14 protein-coding genes and 1 tRNA gene are annotated in these 16,080 nt (G+C 72.9%); 5 read left to right on the top strand and 10 right to left on the bottom strand.

Annotated elements, in window-relative coordinates:
- The 6 genes from ACFQ11_RS12745 to ACFQ11_RS12720 all read right to left on the bottom strand — a co-directional run.
- Positions 1 to 929: serine/threonine-protein kinase (locus tag ACFQ11_RS12745; protein ID WP_378298481.1), on the bottom strand; the 929-nt coding region annotated here is incomplete at its 3' end.
- Positions 929 to 2,398, bottom strand: a complete 1,470-nt coding sequence (locus tag ACFQ11_RS12740; RefSeq protein ID WP_378298480.1) for a penicillin-binding transpeptidase domain-containing protein — start codon at positions 2,396 to 2,398, stop codon at positions 929 to 931. The genes ACFQ11_RS12740 and ACFQ11_RS12745, both read right to left, overlap by 1 nt.
- A 10-nt stretch (positions 2,399 to 2,408) precedes the next feature.
- Positions 2,409 to 3,995 (bottom strand): FtsW/RodA/SpoVE family cell cycle protein, encoded by a 1,587-nt coding sequence (locus tag ACFQ11_RS12735; RefSeq protein WP_378298479.1) that lies wholly within the window; start codon positions 3,993 to 3,995, stop codon positions 2,409 to 2,411.
- A complete protein-coding gene (locus ACFQ11_RS12730; protein WP_378298478.1) occupies positions 3,992 to 5,578 on the bottom strand; it encodes a Stp1/IreP family PP2C-type Ser/Thr phosphatase in 1,587 nt (528 codons plus the stop codon). Before ACFQ11_RS12730 ends, ACFQ11_RS12735 begins: the two co-directional genes overlap by 4 nt.
- Entirely contained in the window at positions 5,575 to 6,087 is a 513-nt protein-coding gene (locus ACFQ11_RS12725) for an FHA domain-containing protein FhaB/FipA (RefSeq protein WP_378298477.1), read from the bottom strand. The genes ACFQ11_RS12730 and ACFQ11_RS12725 overlap by 4 nt, the downstream gene beginning before the upstream one ends.
- Positions 6,088 to 6,098: 11 nt before the next feature.
- Positions 6,099 to 6,851 (bottom strand): FhaA domain-containing protein, encoded by a 753-nt coding sequence (locus ACFQ11_RS12720; protein ID WP_378298476.1) that lies wholly within the window; start codon positions 6,849 to 6,851, stop codon positions 6,099 to 6,101.
- Positions 6,852 to 6,979: 128 nt separating this feature from the next.
- Here ACFQ11_RS12720 and ACFQ11_RS12715 point away from each other — a divergent pair.
- Positions 6,980 to 7,062, top strand: a tRNA-Leu gene (locus ACFQ11_RS12715).
- A gap of 441 nt (positions 7,063 to 7,503) precedes the next feature.
- Here the strand turns inward: ACFQ11_RS12715 and ACFQ11_RS12710 are convergent.
- Together ACFQ11_RS12710 and ACFQ11_RS12705 are read right to left on the bottom strand one after the other, a co-directional pair.
- Entirely contained in the window at positions 7,504 to 8,235 is a 732-nt protein-coding gene (locus ACFQ11_RS12710; RefSeq protein WP_378298475.1) for a peptidoglycan recognition protein family protein, read from the bottom strand.
- Between the two features lie 55 nt (positions 8,236 to 8,290).
- The gene (locus ACFQ11_RS12705) at positions 8,291 to 8,902 is read right to left on the bottom strand and encodes a TetR/AcrR family transcriptional regulator (RefSeq protein ID WP_378298474.1); all 612 of its coding nucleotides are present in this window, start codon (positions 8,900 to 8,902) and stop codon (positions 8,291 to 8,293) included.
- A gap of 106 nt (positions 8,903 to 9,008) precedes the next feature.
- On the opposite strand from ACFQ11_RS12705, the gene ACFQ11_RS12700 reads away from it, so the two are divergent.
- The 4 genes from ACFQ11_RS12700 (at position 9,009) to argG (ending at position 13,807) form a co-directional block, all read left to right on the top strand.
- The gene (locus ACFQ11_RS12700; RefSeq protein ID WP_378298473.1) at positions 9,009 to 10,433 is read left to right on the top strand and encodes an MFS transporter; all 1,425 of its coding nucleotides are present in this window, start codon (positions 9,009 to 9,011) and stop codon (positions 10,431 to 10,433) included.
- Positions 10,434 to 10,435: 2 nt separating this feature from the next.
- Positions 10,436 to 11,215 (top strand): SDR family NAD(P)-dependent oxidoreductase, encoded by a 780-nt coding sequence (locus ACFQ11_RS12695; protein WP_378298472.1) that lies wholly within the window; start codon positions 10,436 to 10,438, stop codon positions 11,213 to 11,215.
- Positions 11,216 to 11,289: 74 nt separating this feature from the next.
- Positions 11,290 to 12,279 carry a patatin-like phospholipase family protein gene (locus ACFQ11_RS12690; protein ID WP_378298471.1) on the top strand — a complete coding sequence of 330 codons (990 nt, stop codon included), beginning with the start codon at positions 11,290 to 11,292 and terminating at the stop codon, positions 12,277 to 12,279.
- Between the two features lie 82 nt (positions 12,280 to 12,361).
- Positions 12,362 to 13,807, top strand: a complete 1,446-nt coding sequence (argG, locus tag ACFQ11_RS12685) for an argininosuccinate synthase (protein ID WP_378298470.1) — start codon at positions 12,362 to 12,364, stop codon at positions 13,805 to 13,807.
- Between the two features lie 9 nt (positions 13,808 to 13,816).
- Here the strand turns inward: argG and ACFQ11_RS12680 are convergent, their stop codons facing one another.
- Positions 13,817 to 14,689, bottom strand: coding sequence for an RNA polymerase sigma-70 factor (locus ACFQ11_RS12680; protein ID WP_378298469.1), 873 nt, complete (start codon positions 14,687 to 14,689; stop codon positions 13,817 to 13,819).
- Complete coding sequence (locus tag ACFQ11_RS12675) at positions 14,686 to 15,909, bottom strand: NAD(P)/FAD-dependent oxidoreductase (RefSeq protein ID WP_378298468.1); 1,224 nt, start codon at positions 15,907 to 15,909, stop codon at positions 14,686 to 14,688. Before ACFQ11_RS12675 ends, ACFQ11_RS12680 begins: the two co-directional genes overlap by 4 nt.
- Between the last annotated feature and the right edge of the window lie 171 nt (positions 15,910 to 16,080).

The raw sequence follows: 16,080 nt of genomic DNA, 5'->3' as shown, positions 1-16,080 counted from the left end.
GCGGGCGTCCGGGCGGCGGCGGGCGTCCCGAACGCGCCGGCGGTCGCGCCGGGGCGGGACGCGCCGGGCACGGCGCCCGCCGCGGGCGGCTCGGTGCGCAGTGGCCGTCCCGTGCTGAGGGACGCACGGATCCGCAGCGCCCGGTCGGCGACCGCCGTCGCGCTCGGCGGCCGCTCCTCCGGCGCCTTCGCGAGCATCTCCATGATGAGCGCGCGGGCCGGCTCCGGCACGCGCGCGGGCAGCGGCCGCGGCGCGTCCCGGACATGCTTCATCGCGACCTCGACCGGCGTGGCGCCGTCGAACGGCGGCGCGCCCACCAGGCACTCGTACGCCACCACGCCCAGCGAGTACAGGTCGGCGGCGGGGGTCAGCTCGCCCGCCGACGCCTGCTCCGGCGAGATGTAGTGCGCGGTGCCCATGACCATGCCGGTCTGCGTCTGCGACGCCTCCGCGAGCCGCCGCGCGATCCCGAAGTCGGTCAGCTTCAGCGTCCCGGTCGGGGAGATCATCAGGTTCGCCGGCTTCACGTCGCGGTGCACGATCCCCGCGTCGTGCGCCGCCGACAGCGCCCGTCCCGCCTGCACCAGCAGGTCCAGGACGGCCTCCAGCGGGAGCCCGCCGTCCCGGGCGAGGATCTCGTCGAGCGGCTCGCCCGGCACCAGCTCCATCACCAGGTACGTCCGGCCGTGCTGGTGGCCGAAGTCGAACGCCTGCGCGATCCCGTCGTGCCGCAGCGCCGCCGCGAACCGTCCCTCGGCCTCGAACCGCCAGTGCGCCCGCGCGTCGTCGTCCAGTTCGAGGCGCAGCAGCTTCACCGCGACGTCCCGGCCGAGCTGCTCGTCCCGGGCCCGCCAGACCTCGCCCATCCCACCGGTGGCCAGCCGCTCCCGCAGCCGGTACCGGTCGTTCAGGACGAGGCCCGCGCTCACTACTTCAGCACCTGCCGCATGATGGCGCCCGCCACCGGGCCGGCGGCGCTGCCGCCCGAGCCCGGGCCCTCCGTCATGACGGCGAACGCGTACTTCGGGTCGTCCATCGGGCTGAACCCGACGAACCAGCGGGCGTTGGGGAAGGGGGTCTGCTCGGCGGTACCGGTCTTGCCCGCGATGTTCATGCCCCGCAGGTTGGTAGCGGTGCCCTCGGTGACGACGCCGCGCATCCAGTCCTGGAGCTCCTTCGCGTCGCCCTCCGACATCGCCTTCTTGTACTCCTGCGGGTCCGCGCTGTAGACCTCGCTCTGGTCCTGCGCCAGCCCCTTCTCCACCACGTACGGCTTCATGATCACGCCGTCGTTGGCGACCGCCGCCGCGACCATCGCCATCTGCAGCGGCGTGGACCGCACGTTCTCCTGCCCGATGCCGGAGCGGGCCGTCGCGTCCAGTCCGGTCTTGACGGTCTTGCCGTCCGCGGTGGTGACCTCCACCGGGATCGCGCTCTGCGCGGCGAAGAAGTTCGGCTCGATCTCGACCCGGTCGCCGAACCCGAACTTCTCCCCGCCGTCGTGCAGCTTCTGGATGGTGAGATCCATCGCCATCCGGCCGAACGAGCTGTTGCAGGACTCGACGAACGCCGCCCGCAGCGGCGCGCGGCCGCCGCAGGCGCCGTTCTCGTGCGAGTCCGGCAGCGAAATGCCCGACTCCGGCAGGATCAGGTCACTGGTGTCGACCTGAGTGCCGGCCTCCATCCCGTCCGCCAGCCCCAGCGCCGCCATCAGGACCTTGAACGACGAACCGGGCGGGAACGTCTGGCTGAACGCGTTGTCGATCAGCGGCTTCTGCACGCCGTCGCCCTTGTTCAGCGCCTCCAGCCGCTCGCCGCTCCTGTCCGCCGTCGGGTCGTTGGCGAACTCGTTCGGGTCGGCCGACGGCCACGACGCGGCCACCTTGATCGCGCCCGTCTCCACGTCCATGACGACCGCGCCGCCGCGGCGGCCCGGCGCCGTCGCCCGCTTCAGCTGCTCGTACGCGGTGCGCTGCGCCTTCGGGTCGATCGACAGCTCCAGGTCGGCGCCCTCGGCCTCCTTGCCGATGAACGTGTCGAACCAGCGCTGGTTCCTGATCCGGCTGTCGTCCCCGGACAGCAGCCCCGAGTACGCGCGCTCCACCTGCGTGGCGCCGCCCTGGAAGTAGCCGGTGACGGGGAAGAAGACCGGCCCGTCCTTGTAGACGCGGCCGTACTTCTCTTCGTCGATCGCCTCGGACGACACCAGCACCTCGCCGCCCGCGCTGATCTGCCCGCGCGGCGTCTTGAAGATGTCGGAGTACAGCCGGGGGTTGTTCGCGTTGGTCCGCAGATCCTCGGCCTGGCTGCCCTGCACGTAATTGATCTGCGCCATCAGCGCGAACATCAGCAGCAACGCGAAGATCGCCACGCGCCGGGTCGGCTTGTCCATGTTCATGGGAGGCGGATCACCTCGTGCTCACGATCTGGGTCATTCCCTCGTCCTGGATGGCCTGGGGGGCGGGCTTGCGCGCGTCGTGGCTCATCCGCACCAGGATCGCGATCAGGATCCAGTTCGCCATCATCGACGAACCGCCCTGCGACATGAACGGCGTCGTCAGGCCCGTCAGCGGGATCAGCTTCGTGACACCGCCGACGATCACGAACACCTGGAGCGCCAGGACGAACGAGACGCCGCCCGCGAACAGCTTCAGGTACGAGTCCCGCGCCGCCACGGCCGTCTTCATGCCGCGCTGGACGATCAGCGCGTACATCAGCAGGAGCGCCATCAGGCCCGTCAGCCCGACCTCTTCGCCGATCGAGGTGAAGATGAAGTCGCTGAACGCCAACGGCGTCCGCCACGGCTCGCCCTGGCCGAGGCCCGTGCCGAGCACACCGCCCTCGCCCAGCGAGAACAGGCCCATCATCAGCTGCCGGCTGTCGGAGAACGCGCCGCCCAGCTCTTGGCAGGCCGCGATGCCCGGAGCGTCGGAGCCCGCGTCCTTGAACTTCTGGAAGATCTCGGTGTTCGGGTTGACCGGGACGACCTTGCCGCTGTCCAGCAGGCAGCCGCCGTCGAAGTACGGCTCGGGGTTCTGCCAGATGCTGATCCGCTGGTCGACGTGGCCCATGAACGGGAGCTGCATCGCGACGAACACGCCGACCGCCAGCAGCCCGAGACCGATCATGATCCACGACAGCCGCTGCGTGGCGATGTAGAGCATCGACACGAACAGGCCGAAGAACAGCAGCGCGGTACCGAGGTCCTTCTGCACGAACAGCACGCCCAGGCAGAAGAACCAGATCACCAGGACCGGCCCGAGGTCGCGCAGGCGCGGGAAGCTGAACGGGCCGACCTTCTTGCCGATCAGCGACATCGCCTGCCGCTTGTTCACCAGGTAGCCGGCGAAGAACGCGACCATCATCAGCTTCGCGAACTCGGCGGGCTGCAACCCGCCGATACCGGGGATCTGGATCCACACCCGCGCGCCGTTGACCGTGTTGCCCAGGCCCGGGACGATCGGCAGCAGCAGCATGATGAGCGCGCCGAGCCCGATGAGGTACGTGTAGCGCTGCGCCGTCTTGGGCGTGAACGACAGCGGGGCGTCGCTCTTGTCGGTGTCCCGCATGATCAGCAGGGCCGCGACGAACATTCCGATGCCGACGAACGTCCACATCAGCTGATCCGGCGCGTTCGCGGCGTCCTCCAGCACCCGGCCGTTCAGCGCCGCCTGCTTCCAGTCGGCGCTGGTGTCCAGGTCGAGCCGGTAGATCATCGCGAGGCCGATGCCGTTCAGCGCCACCGCCAGCGGCAGCAGCAGCGGGTCGGAGTACGGCGCGAACTTCGTCTGCACGAAGAACGCCGCGATCGCCAGCACCGCCAGGCCGCCGCCGTAGCCGAACAGCCCCGCCGGGATGCTGCCGTCCCGCGCGAGGCCGACCTCCGCGAACGCCGACAGCGTCAGGACCATCGCGAAGACGAGCAGCGCCAGGGACGCGGCGTTCCGCCGCTGGTACGGCAGCCGCGCCCTGATCTGCTCCCCGAGCGAACTCACCTGGGCGTCCCCCCATCGGACGGACAGCCCTCGATGTTCGAGTCGCCCGTCTTGCAGGCGTCCCGGCGGTTGCCGAGCTCCTGCAGCTTCGCCTGGGCCTCCTGCTCGCCGGCGAACACCAGCTTGCCGCCCGTCACCGCCGCGGCGTCCTCGGCGGGCAGCTCGCTCACCCGGATCTCACTCCCGGTGATCTTCGTCTGCTCGCAGTTCTGCTGGTCCGCGCCCTTGACGATGACGACGTTGTCCTTCTCCGCGGTCACCACGTACTTGCAGACGCTCCGCTGGAGCTTCTGCACGGCCCCCGGGCCCTCCACCGTGTAGGTCTTCTCGACCTGCTGACGCTGCGCCTGCGGCAGGTCCTCCAGCATGATCGGCGGGTTCGGCTGGTCCTTCGCGGCCGCCTTGCGCGACAGGTCGAGCCCCGGCACGTCCTGCGGCGTCCCCCGGTACAGCACGACCCGCCCGTCCTCAGAGCCGATGTAGTAGCCGCTCTTCACGTTCTGCAGCAGCACGAAACCGCCGGCGCCGATCCCGAGCACCACGACGCCGGTGACGACCAGCAGCCACGCCCACCTCCGGACGCCGCCGCCCCGCCGTGCCTTCGCGGGCGCGGCCTGCGGCGGCGGGAGCTGCTCGGCCATCGGCTCGGCGACCGGGTCGGCCGACGCCATCGGCGGCGGCATCTCGTCCACCGCCACCGGCGGCTGCGGCCGCGTGTCGCGGAGCTGCGCGGCCCGGCTCGCCGGCGTGTCCGCGGGCCCCGCGGGCAGCGTCGTCCCCGGGCCGCCGGGCGGCTCCGGCGGCGACGCGTTCGCCGCCGCCCCGACCGCCTGCCCGGGCCCGCCCGTCGGCGGCTGCCGGTCCAGGTCGATGACGTCCGCCACCACGCACGTGATGTTGTCCGGGCCGCCGCCCCGGTTCGCGAGGTCGATGAGCTGCCGGACGGCCTGCTCCGGCTCGTCCACGTCCGTCAGCACCTGGAAGATCGTCTCCGCGGTGACGACGCCCGACAGGCCGTCCGAGCACAGCAGGTACCGGTCGCCGACCTGCGCCTCCCGCAGCGACAGGTCCGGGTCGACCTCGCCGCGCCCGTCCAGCGCCCGCAGCAGCAGCGACCGCTGCGGATGCGACGCGGCCTCGTCCGGGCTGATCCGCCCCTCGTCCACCAGCGACTGGACGAGCGTGTGGTCGTGCGTGATCTGGAACAGGCTGCCGTCGCGCAGCAGGTACGCCCGCGAGTCGCCGATGTGGACGAGCGCCACCTGGTCGCCCGCCCACAGCATCGCCGTCAGTGTCGTGCCCATGCCCTGCAGCGCGGGATCGGACTCCACGATCCGGTGCAGGTTGTCGTTCGCGGCCTTGACCGTGTGCTCGAGCGCCGCCAGCAGCTCGTTCGCCGGGAGGTCCTTGTCGAGCCGGCGCAGCGCCTCGATGGCCGCGGCGCTGGCGATCTCCCCGCCGACGTGCCCGCCCATCCCGTCGGCCACGGCGAGCAGGTGCGCGCCCGCGTACGCCGAGTCCTCGTTGCCCTCGCGCAGCATGCCGACGTCGGAGCGCGCGGCGTAGCGGATTCCCAGAGTCATTTGCGCAGCTCGATCACGGTCTTGCCGATACGGACGGGAACGCCCGGCGGGACCGGCATCGGCCGGGTCACCTTCGTGCGTCCGAGGTAAGTCCCATTGGTCGAGCCGAGATCTTCCACGATCCACTGACCGTCCTGGGCATAAATCCGGGCATGTCGGCTGGAAGCGTAGTCGTCGGTCACGACGAGTGTGGCGTCATTCGCCCGGCCGATGGTGATGGGCACCCCGGTGAGGTCGATGACGGTGCCCGCCCGTTCGCCCTGCACGACGACGAGCTTCGTCGGCGCGCCCTGCTGGGCGCCGCCGTGCGGCGCCGGCGGCGGCTGCGGTGCGCGCGGCGGGCGCGCCGCCGCCTTCTGCGGGCGCGGCGCCGCCGCGCGCGAGGCCGCGCGCGTCGCGGCCTTCGAGCCGAACAGGTCGGCCCTGATCACACCGACGGCCGCGATGACGAAGAGCCAGAGCACCGCGAGGAACGCCAGCTTGATCAGCGTGAGGGTGAATGGGGACATCGGAGTCGGGGTTACTCCCTATCGCGGCGGAACACGAGTGTGGTCCGGCCCATCGTGACCCGGGAGCCGTCGACCAGCGTCACCCGCCGGATCGGCTGCCCGTTCACGAACGAGCCGTTGGTCGACCCTAGATCCACGAGCACGATTTCGGGACCTTCTACGCGGATCTCGGCATGGTGCCGTGATACGCCCGGATCGACAAGACGCAGATCGCAGTCGGTGCCACGGCCGAGCAGGGTCACGGGCGTGTTGATCTCGTACGTCCGCTGGGTGGCGTCGGCGCCCTCCACCGCGGTCGTCACCAGCAGCCGCGGGTGCCCGCCGAAGGCCCCGCCGCCGCTCTGCGGCATGTTGCTCGACGAGCCGCGGATCTCCCCGCCCTCGACCGTCGAACCCCTGATCACGCCCGACCTGATCCGGAACATGCCCGTGGCCAGGTCGTCAGTGTTCTCGAACCGGACGCGCACCGGACCCACGAAGGAGTACCCCTGCTCCTTCGCGTACTCCCGGGCCAGGTTCGCCAGCTCCTGGCTCAGGCTGTCCGCGTAGACCTGCAGCCGCTGCCCGTCCTGCTGAGAGATGTCGACGACGAAGTCGTTCGGAACCAGCGTGCGGCCCTGCGCCACGATCGCCGCCCGATCGTCCATCTCGCGCTGTACAGCACTGGCCACCTCGACCGGCTGCAGCTCAGACTTGAAGGCACGGGCGAAGGCCCCTTCGACCATGCCCTCGAGCCGTCGCTCGAAGCGCTGAATGACGCCCACGGGCACCTCCCTTCCCCACTGGTAGACGATCGTATCGGTGCAAAGGTTCGTTCGAAGTATCGAGTTGTCAGACCACTGCTCAGTACGTGCTAGCCTTTTCGAGCACCCGGAGACGGGACGACACTCGCGGGCGAGTGGCGGAACGGCAGACGCGCACGGTTCAGGTCCGTGTGTCCGAGAGGATGTGAGGGTTCAAATCCCTCCTCGCCCACTCGAAGCTGGAAGCAGTGTGGTCAGAGCCTTTGGCTCTTTCCCCACTGCTTCTCGTCATTTTACCCGGGGGGCGACCCCCGGACCCCGATGTGAGGGCTTCGCTCCCACGCCCCCCGGCCATCCGCGGGGTTCGTGTTCGGGGATGTCCGTCCGGTGGTGAGCCGGTTCTTGGGCGGTTTGTGGGACTTGTGGGTCCAGACGTCGCCGCGCGCCACGAGACGGCTGACGATCGCATTGCCCCGGCTGTCGTAGAGGTGCGAGGTGAGCTCGTCGCGCTGCTCCGCGACGGGGGGCCCGAGCTGGTGGCGGCGATGATGGACGAGCTGCGCGAGCGGCACCTGGGCGTGCCGCGGCCGGACCCGGACGCCCCGCGGGCCACCGACCGGCTGCGGGCCGCCTGCGCGGAGGCCGTGCGGGCCGGCCGGTGGCCGGGGGTCCGTCAGCGGGCGGGGCCGTGGTCGAAGCGGTGGCGGGGGCCGGGCAGGCCGCTGGGGGCGGGACGCGCGGGCGCCGCGAGGCGCGGTGCGGACGGGCGGGCGGCGACCTGGGCGCGGAGCTGCGGGAGCAGGGCGTACAGGACGTCGCCGGGGCAGGCGGTGTCGTTGTGGTCGCGGTGGCCGACGATGGCGGTGTGCGGGTCGAGGTCGTAGACGTCGCACAGCCACGCGCACGTCGCGACGAGCCGGCACCACAGGGCGCGGGTGGGCGCGGCGGTCATGTAGGTGCCCTCGTTCTCGATGCCGATCGTGTGCTCGTTGTGGCCGAGGGTGTGCGCGCCCATGACGTGCGCGCCGGCGTTGATCGCCTCGAGGCTGCGGTTGCGGCCCTCCATGAGGTGGCCGCCGCGGCTGATCGTGAGCTGCTGGCCGGTGTCGTCCCAGCCGTTGGCGTCCATGTGGAAGTCCTGGATCGACCGGGAGAGCGCGAACGCGTGCCGCCGCGAGAGGTCCGCGGAGTTCGGCGTGGCGGTGTGGTGGACGACGATGCGGTCGGGGGCGCGGTCGAGGACGGTCGCCGCGACCTTGGGCGGCCGGGCGCCCCATTCGGCGCGGGTGTAGAGGCGGGGAGCGGTCCGCGCGTGCGCGGACGGGAGCGGGCCGAGCAGCGCGCCGCCCACCGCCACGGCGGTTCCGCCGAGGAGACGGCGGCGGGTGAAGTGGTGCGAGGACATGGGCGTTTCCCTCCGGAATTGATCAAGAGGGACGATAACGGAACCGCCCTCCGGTTCACCGCACGTACGCGCCGGCGGCGGCCGCGCTGGCGGCGGCGTGGGCGCTCCGGTCGGCGACGGTGCGGTCGAGCGGGTCGCCGCTGACGAGGAACCGGTAGTACAGCGGGGCGGACACGGCGCGGACGACCTCGGCGGCGTCGGTGCCGGCGGGGGCCTCGCCGCGGGCGACCGCCTGGTCCACGACCGGGGCCCATTCGGTGATGCGGGCGGCGTAGAAGCGGTGCAGGGCCTCCGCGGTGCGCCGGTCGTGGGTCGCGGCGGCGATCACGGCCTTGAACAGCGCGCCCTGGCGGGGGTCGGTGAGGGTGTCCACGACGAGCCGGGCGTTGGCGCGCAGGTCGTCCGCGAGGACGCCGGTCTCGGTGCGCCGGACGGACTGTTCGGCCATGTCCTGGAGGAGGTCGGCGACCAGGGCCTGCGGGGTGCCCCAGCGGCGGTAGACGGTCGTCTTGCCGACCTCGGCGCGGCGGGCGATCTCGGCGAGGTCGACGCCCGCGAAGCCGCACTCGATCAAGGCGTCCTCGGCGGCGCGGAGGACGGCGGTGCGGATCCGGGCGGTGCGGCCGCCGGGGCGCACGGAGCCCGGGACGTGCCCTGCGTCGGTCATAACGGAACTCCAGTTTCATTAGTGGCGAGTCCTGTGCTACGGTCGCCCTCATCTTAATGGAACTTCAGACCCGTTAGGGCGGGTCACGGGAGGAACGATGATGGCCGTGTCCACGACGGCGCCGCCGGTCGCCGCGTCCGCTCCGCGGATGACGGGCCGGGAACGGCTGCTGCTCACGCTTCTGCTCGGCGCCCAGTTCATGGTCGCCGTGGACTTCTCGATCCTGAACGTCGCGCTGCCGGAGGTCGGCGCGGGCCTCGGGTTCTCGCTCGCGAACCTGCAGTGGATCGCCACCTCGTTCGCGCTGGCCGCCGCCGGGTTCACGCTGCTGTTCGGCCGGGTGGCCGACCTGGTGGGCCGCAAGCGGCTGTTCGTCGGCGGGATGGCCGTGCTCGGCGGGGCCTCCCTGCTGGGCGGGCTGGCGACGGGCCCGGAGGTCCTGCTGGCCGCCCGGGTGCTCCAGGGACTCGCGACCGCCGCGGTCACGCCGGCCGGGCTCGCGCTGCTGACCACCGCGTTCCGGGAGGGGCCGCTGCGCGAGCGGGCGCTGGGCCTCAACGGGGCGCTGATGTCGGCCGGGTTCACCGCCGGGGCGATCCTGGGCGGGCTGCTGACGAGCCTGCTGTCGTGGCGCTGGGCCTTCCTGATCAACGTGCCGGTCGCGGCCCTGGTCGTCGCGCTCGCGCCCCGCGTGATCGGTGCGGACCGGGCCCGGGAGCGGACCCGGCTGGACGTCCCCGGCGCCGTGACCGTCACCGCCGGCCTGCTGCTGCTGGTGTTCGGCCTCACCCAGGCCGGTGAGCACGGCTGGACGGCTCCGGCCACCCTGGTCGCGCTGGCGGCCGGGCTCGGGCTGGTCGTGGCGTTCTGGTTCGTCGAGCGGCGTGCGGGCGAACCGCTGATCCCGGTCGGCCTGCTGAAGCGCCGCAACGTCGTCTGGGGCAACGCCGCCGGGCTGATCGCCTTCGTCACCGAGACGTCGCTGGTCTTCCTGCTGACCCTCTACCTGCAGAAGGTCCTCGGCTACTCGCCGCTGGCCACCGGCCTGGCGTTCGGGGTGCTGGGCCTCGGCACCGTGCTGGGCGGGACGCTCGGTGGCCGGACGGTCGGCCGCTTCGGCGCCCGCGCCACCATCGCCGCCGGTGGCCTGCTGCAGGCGGCGGCGACGCTGCCGCTCGTCGCGCTGGGCGCGTCCGGCGGCTGGATCTGGCTGCTGCTCGCCGGCACGTTCGCCGGCGGCGTCGGCAACATGCTGGTGATCGTCGCGTTCATGGTGACCGCCACGTCCGGGCTGCCGGACGCCGAGCAGGGCCGCGCCACCGGGATCGCCACCATGAGCCAGCAGATCGGCATCACCATGGGCACTCCGATCATGAGCGCGGTCGCCACCGCCGCGATGGGCGGCGCGGCGGGCGCCGACGCGGTGCTGTCGGGCGTCCGGGCCGCCATCGGCGTCAACGCCGTGCTCGTGGTGGCCGGGACCCTCCTCGCCGCCGCCCTCCTCGGCCGCCTCTCCGGACGGAAGGCCTGATCATGGACATGGAACTCGCGGGCAGGGTCTTCATCGTCACCGGGGCGTCCGCCGGCATCGGCGCGGCGACCGCCGCCCTGCTGCGCGCGGAGGGCGCCCGCGCCGTCGGCGTCGCCCGCCGCGCCGGTGGGGGCGGGAGCGGCGGGCAGGACGGCATCGCCGCGGACCTCACCGAGTCGGACGCCGCCCGCCGTGTCGTCGCCACGGTCCTGGAGCGGCACGGCCGTATCGACGGGCTGGTCAACAACGCCGGGGCGCTCACCTCCCGGACCGGGTTCCTCGACGTCGGCGACGACGACTGGCACGGCACGTTCGAGCTCAACCTGCACGCCGCCGTGCGGATGGCGCGCGCCGCGCTGCCCGCCATGCTCGACCGGCGCGCCGGGAGCATCGTGCACGTGTCGAGCGAGGCGGGGCGGTTCCCGGCGCCGTCGCTGGTCGACTACGCGGCGGCCAAGACGGCGTTGCTGTCGGTGTCCAAGACGCTCGCCACCGAGTTCGGCCCGCGCGGGGTGCGGTCCAACGTCGTGGCGCCGGGGCCGACGCGGACCCGGTTGTGGGACGAACCGGGCGGCTTCGCCGATCAGCTCGCGGCCCGGCACGGCCTGCCGGTCGAGCAGGCGATCGAACGGTTCGTCCGCGAGGAACGCCGCCTGCCCACCGGGCGTCTCGGCACCCCCGACGACGTCGCCCGCGTGATCGTGTACCTGCTGTCGCCGCTCGCCGGCCAGGTGACCGGGGCCGAGTGGGCGGTGGACGGCGGTGCCCTGCGGCAGCTCTGAGCCGGGATGGCGGGCGAAATGTCCGGATGTGGCACAGTGTCGATGCTCAAAACCGCAGACGGGGGGAGGATCGGGTGACGGTCACCGGAGGCGTCGCCGGGCGGCATCGCGTGCTGGGGGTCCTGGCCGAACGGGCCCGGACGGGACGGCGCGGCGACGGCGAGCGGGTCGCGCTCGCCATCGAGGGCGGCGGGATGCGCGGGACGGTGTCGGCGGGCATGGCGATGGCCGTCGACGAGCTGGGGCTGACGCCGCTGTTCGACGCCGTCTACGGCGCGTCCGCGGGGGCGATCTCGGGGGCGTGGCTGCTCAGCTCCCGCCCGGAGGGCCTGCGCGGATGGACGGACCCGACGTTCGCGCGGGCGCTGATCCGGCGGCGGAACGTGGTGTTCGGGCGTCCGCTCGTGAACGTGGAGCGGCTCGTCGAGGTGCACTACACGCGGGACTTCCCCCTCGATTTCGCGTCGATCCTGGCGAACGAGGTCGAGTACCACCCGATCGCGACGGACGTCGTCACGGGCGCGGCCGTCGACCTGCACTCGCGGGTGACGGACGCCGCGACGCTGCGGCTCGCGCTGCGGGCGAGCGCCGCGCTGCCGATGCTGGCGGGCGGGCCCGTCCGGGTGGGGGACGGCGTGTACTACGACGCCGGGCTGGCCGAGTCGATCCCGTACCGGCGGGCGCTGGCGGACGGCGCGACGCACGTGCTGGTGCTGCGGTCGCGGCGGCGGTCGGACGGGGCGGTCGCCGGCGGGCCCTCGCGGGGGACGCGGGTGGTCGCGGGCCTCGGGCTGCGCCGGTACGGGCCGGAGCTGCGGACGACGTTCCTCGGCCGCAATGACCGCCTCGCCGCCGACGACCGGCTGCTGGCCGAGCACGACGCGGACGCCGTCCGGTCCGGCCCGGCGATCCTGTCGGTCCGGCCGCCGGACTCGGCGCCGTACGTGGGGCGGCTGGAGCGCGACGGCGCGCTGCTGGAGGCGGCCTTCGAGGCGGGGCGCGCCGCGGCGGCCGCGTCGCTCGCGGGCCTCGCCGGCGATCTCGCGCGCGAGGCGGGCGGGTGACCCGGGTTCTGCGGCACCACGCGTGACCTGCGGCCGCGTCCCGGTTTTGCATGTTCATGCAGTGTCGTGCATACTTGTGCTCATGTCCAAGGTGCTCACCTCTCTGCCTGTCGGCGAACGTGTCGGGATCGCCTTCTCCGGCGGCCTCGACACCTCGGTCGCGGTCGCGTGGATGCGCGAGAAGGGTGCAGTGCCCTGCACCTACACCGCCGACATCGGCCAGTACGACGAACCCGACATCGCGTCCGTCCCCGGCCGGGCGTCCGCCTACGGCGCGGAGGTCGCGCGGCTGGTCGACTGCCGCGCGGCGCTCGTCGAGGAGGGCCTCGCCGCGCTCGCCTGCGGCGCGTTCCACATCCGCTCCGGCGGGCGCGTGTACTTCAACACGACCCCGCTCGGCCGCGCCGTCACGGGCACGCTGCTGGTGCGCGCGATGCTGGAGGACGACGTCCAGATCTGGGGCGACGGGTCCACGTTCAAGGGCAACGACATCGAGCGGTTCTACCGGTACGGGCTGCTGGCGAACCCGTCGCTGCGGATCTACAAGCCGTGGCTGGACGCCGACTTCGTCAGCGAGCTCGGCGGCCGCACCGAGATGTCGGAGTGGCTCCAGGCCCGCGGCCTGCCCTACCGGGACAGCACCGAGAAGGCGTACTCGACGGACGCCAACATCTGGGGCGCGACCCACGAGGCGAAGGCCCTCGAGCACCTCGACGCGGGCATCGAGATCGTCGACCCGATCATGGGCGTGCGGTTCTGGGACCCGGAGGTCGAGATCGCGGCCGAGGACGTGACGATCGGCTTCGAGCTAGGCCGTCCGGTCACGATCAACGGCAAGGAGTTCGCCTCCCCGGTGGACCTCGTGCTGGAGGCCAACGCCATCGGCGGACGGCACGGCATGGGCATGTCGGACCAGATCGAGAACCGGGTCATCGAGGCCAAGAGCCGCGGCATCTACGAGGCGCCCGGGATGGCGCTGCTGCACGCGGCCTACGAGCGGCTCGTCAACGCGATCCACAACGAGGACACGCTCGCCGCCTACCACAGCGAGGGCCGCCGCCTCGGCCGGCTCATGTACGAGGGCCGCTGGCTGGACCCGCAGGCCCTCATGCTGCGCGAGTCGCTGCAGCGCTGGGTCGGCACGGCGGTCACCGGGGAGGTGACGCTGCGGCTGCGGCGCGGCGAGGACTACTCGATCCTCGACACGTCCGGTCCGGCGTTCAGCTACCACCCGGACAAGCTGTCGATGGAACGTACCGAGGACTCGGCGTTCGGCCCCGTCGACCGCATCGGCCAGCTCACCATGCGCAACCTCGACATCGCCGACTCCCGCGCCCGGCTGGAGCAGTACGCCGGGATCGGCATCGTCGGCAGCTCGCAGCCGACGCTCGTCGGCGCCGCCCAGGCGGCCTCGACCGGGCTGATCGGCGCGATGCCCGCGGGCGGCGCCGAGGCGATCGCGTCCCGCGGCGAGGTCGACGGCGAGGAGCTCCTCGACCGCGCCGCGATGGAGTCGGGCACCGACTGAGCCCGCCGGTCACCGGTTCAGGCCGGAGAGCTTGTCCGGGTTGAACTGGAACCGGAGGTCGCGCATGCGGCCGTCGGCGACGCCGAAGGTGAGCGCGCCGACCCGCGCGTCCCCGACGGTGAACAGCACGCCCGTCTCGCCGTTGATGACGGCGGGTTCCAGCGTGACGCCGGCCGACACGGGCTTGGCGAGGACGCCGAGGAACCAGCGGGCCACGTGGTCCGCGCCGTGCAGCGGGCGGCGGGCGGCGGTGATCTTGCCGCCGCCGTCGGACCAGGCGGTCACGTCCGGGGCGAGCAGCTCCATGACGGCGGTCAGGTCGCCGCCCGAGCAGGCGGCGATGAACCGTTCGGTGATCTCCTCGCGGCGCGCCCGGTCGGTGTCGAAGCGGGGCCGCCGGGCCTGGACGTGCGCGCGGGCGCGGCGCGCGATCTGCCGGACGGTCGGTTCCGGACGGTCGAGCGCTTCGGCGATCTCGGCGTGCGAGTAGCCGAACACCTCCCGCAGCACGAACACGGCGCGTTCGACGGGGCCCAGGGTTTCGAGGACGACCAGCATCGCCGTGGACACGTTCTCCGCCATCTCCGTTTCCGCGGCCGCGTCGGGCGAGGTGAGCAGCGGCTCGGGCAGCCAGGGGCCGACGTAGGTCTCGCGGGCCGCCCGGGCCGAGGTGAGCCGGTTCAGCGCCAGGTTGGTGACCGTGCGCACCAGGTAGGCGCGCGGATTCCGCACGGCGTCGCGGTCCGCCGAGTTCCACTTCAGCCACGCGTCCTGCAGGACGTCCTCGGCGTCGGCGACGCTGCCCAGCATCCGGTAGGCGGTGGCGAACAGCAGCCGCCGGTGCTCGTCGTAGGGGTCCGTTCCGGGCATCGCGTCGGTCATCGGCTCCCGCTTTCAACGCGCTCGCTTCCAACGTCCTCCGCCGGACGGTAGGGGACGGCTTCGCGGGTCGCCCGGCCGCCCCGGGAAACGATGGAGGTCACGTACATCCGCTTGCCGAGCCGGTACATCTTCCACGGGCTCGCGCTGACGGCCTCCTTGTAGAGGACGGCCGCGCGGCCCTTCAGGTAGGCGCGGCGCGGGGTGTCGTCGGGGCGCGTGAACTGGATGACGGCGTCGCGGCGGCCGAGGCTGACCGGCTGGTGGAAGTACCCGAACCGGAACGGCGCGAGGGGCCTGTCCCGCAGCAGCCGGGCGATCGCGTCGGCGGTGTACTGGCCGGTCGGGATGCCGCTCTGGCAGGTGCCGTGGACCCGTCCCCACGCCAGCCGGATCGCGGCGGCGTCCCCGACGGCGTGCACGTCCGGGTGCGACACCGAGCGGAGCGTGCCGTCGACGACGATCATGCCGCGGTCGTCCACGGTGATCCCGGCGTCCGCGGCCAGGGCGGGCGCCCGCACGCCCGCCGTCCACAGGCACGCGTCGGCGGGGACGGTCGCGCCGTCCTCCAGTTCGACGGACCCGGCGAGGACCCGGGCGACGCGGGCGCCGGTGCGGACGGTGACGCCCAGCCGGTCCAAGGCCCGGTCCAGGTGGGCGCGCGCCCGGTCTCCCATCATGGCGCCCGGCCGGTCCGTGCCGAGCAGCGTGACGCGCAGCTCGGGGCGGGACTCGGCGATCTCGGTGGCCGCCTCGATGCCGGTCAGCCCGCCGCCGCAGACCACGACGGCGTCGCCGGGGCCGAGTTCCCGGAGCCGCGCGGCGAACCCGGCGGCCCGCGCCCCGTCGAGGGTGAAGGCGTGGACGTCGGCGCCCGGGACCCGGCCGGTGTCGGTGGTGCTGCCGATCGCGTACACGAGGGTGTCGTACCCGAGCGTCGTGCCGTTGTCGAGCGTCACGGTGCGGGCGTCGGCGTCGATGGCGGTCGCGGCGGCCCGGACGAACGCGACGCCGGTGCCGGCGAGCAGGTCGGGGATCCGGAGGACGGCCAGGTCCTGCCCGGTCACGGCCTGGTGGGTCCGCAGCCGCTCGACGAACTGGTCGGCGGGGTTGACGACGGTGATGCGGGCGCCGGTGCGGCGGGCGCGCCGGGCGAGGCGGACGGCGGTCATCAGGCCCGAGTAGCCGCCGCCGAGGATGACGATGCGCCGGTCGTTCTTCATGGTCGGCCTCCCGAGGGCGTTGTTCCGGTGACGCCCATGGGACAAACGGCCCCACCCCCGCGTGACGCCCCCGAATGTGACCTACATCACATGCCCGCCGGTACGGCGGTGGCGCCCTCACCGGACGCCCGCCGCGCGGTGTTCGAGGCCGTCCCGCCGTCGCGCTCCACG

Origin of the sequence: Actinomadura sediminis (assembly GCF_042675525.1) — a bacterium.
In the GTDB taxonomy this organism is placed as follows: domain Bacteria; phylum Actinomycetota; class Actinomycetes; order Streptosporangiales; family Streptosporangiaceae; genus Spirillospora; species Spirillospora sediminis.
Note: the sequence above shows the minus strand (reverse complement) of the source record. Positions and strands in the feature narration are given on the sequence as shown.

What these genes read in the sequence shown, in the direction of transcription:
- ACFQ11_RS12740 (WP_378298480.1), bottom strand. Translation starts at nt 2,398, where the DNA reads ATGAACATGGACAAGCCGACCCGGCGCGTGGCGATCTTCGCGTTGCTG.
- ACFQ11_RS12730 (WP_378298478.1), bottom strand. Translation starts at nt 5,578, where the DNA reads ATGACTCTGGGAATCCGCTACGCCGCGCGCTCCGACGTCGGCATGCTG.
- ACFQ11_RS12725 (WP_378298477.1), bottom strand. Translation starts at nt 6,087, where the DNA reads ATGTCCCCATTCACCCTCACGCTGATCAAGCTGGCGTTCCTCGCGGTG.
- ACFQ11_RS12710 (WP_378298475.1), bottom strand. Translation starts at nt 8,235, where the DNA reads ATGTCCTCGCACCACTTCACCCGCCGCCGTCTCCTCGGCGGAACCGCC.
- ACFQ11_RS12705 (WP_378298474.1), bottom strand. Translation starts at nt 8,902, where the DNA reads ATGACCGACGCAGGGCACGTCCCGGGCTCCGTGCGCCCCGGCGGCCGC.
- ACFQ11_RS12695 (WP_378298472.1), top strand. Translation starts at nt 10,436, where the DNA reads ATGGACATGGAACTCGCGGGCAGGGTCTTCATCGTCACCGGGGCGTCC.
- argG (WP_378298470.1), top strand. Translation starts at nt 12,362, where the DNA reads ATGTCCAAGGTGCTCACCTCTCTGCCTGTCGGCGAACGTGTCGGGATC.
- ACFQ11_RS12680 (WP_378298469.1), bottom strand. Translation starts at nt 14,689, where the DNA reads ATGACCGACGCGATGCCCGGAACGGACCCCTACGACGAGCACCGGCGG.
- ACFQ11_RS12675 (WP_378298468.1), bottom strand. Translation starts at nt 15,909, where the DNA reads ATGAAGAACGACCGGCGCATCGTCATCCTCGGCGGCGGCTACTCGGGC.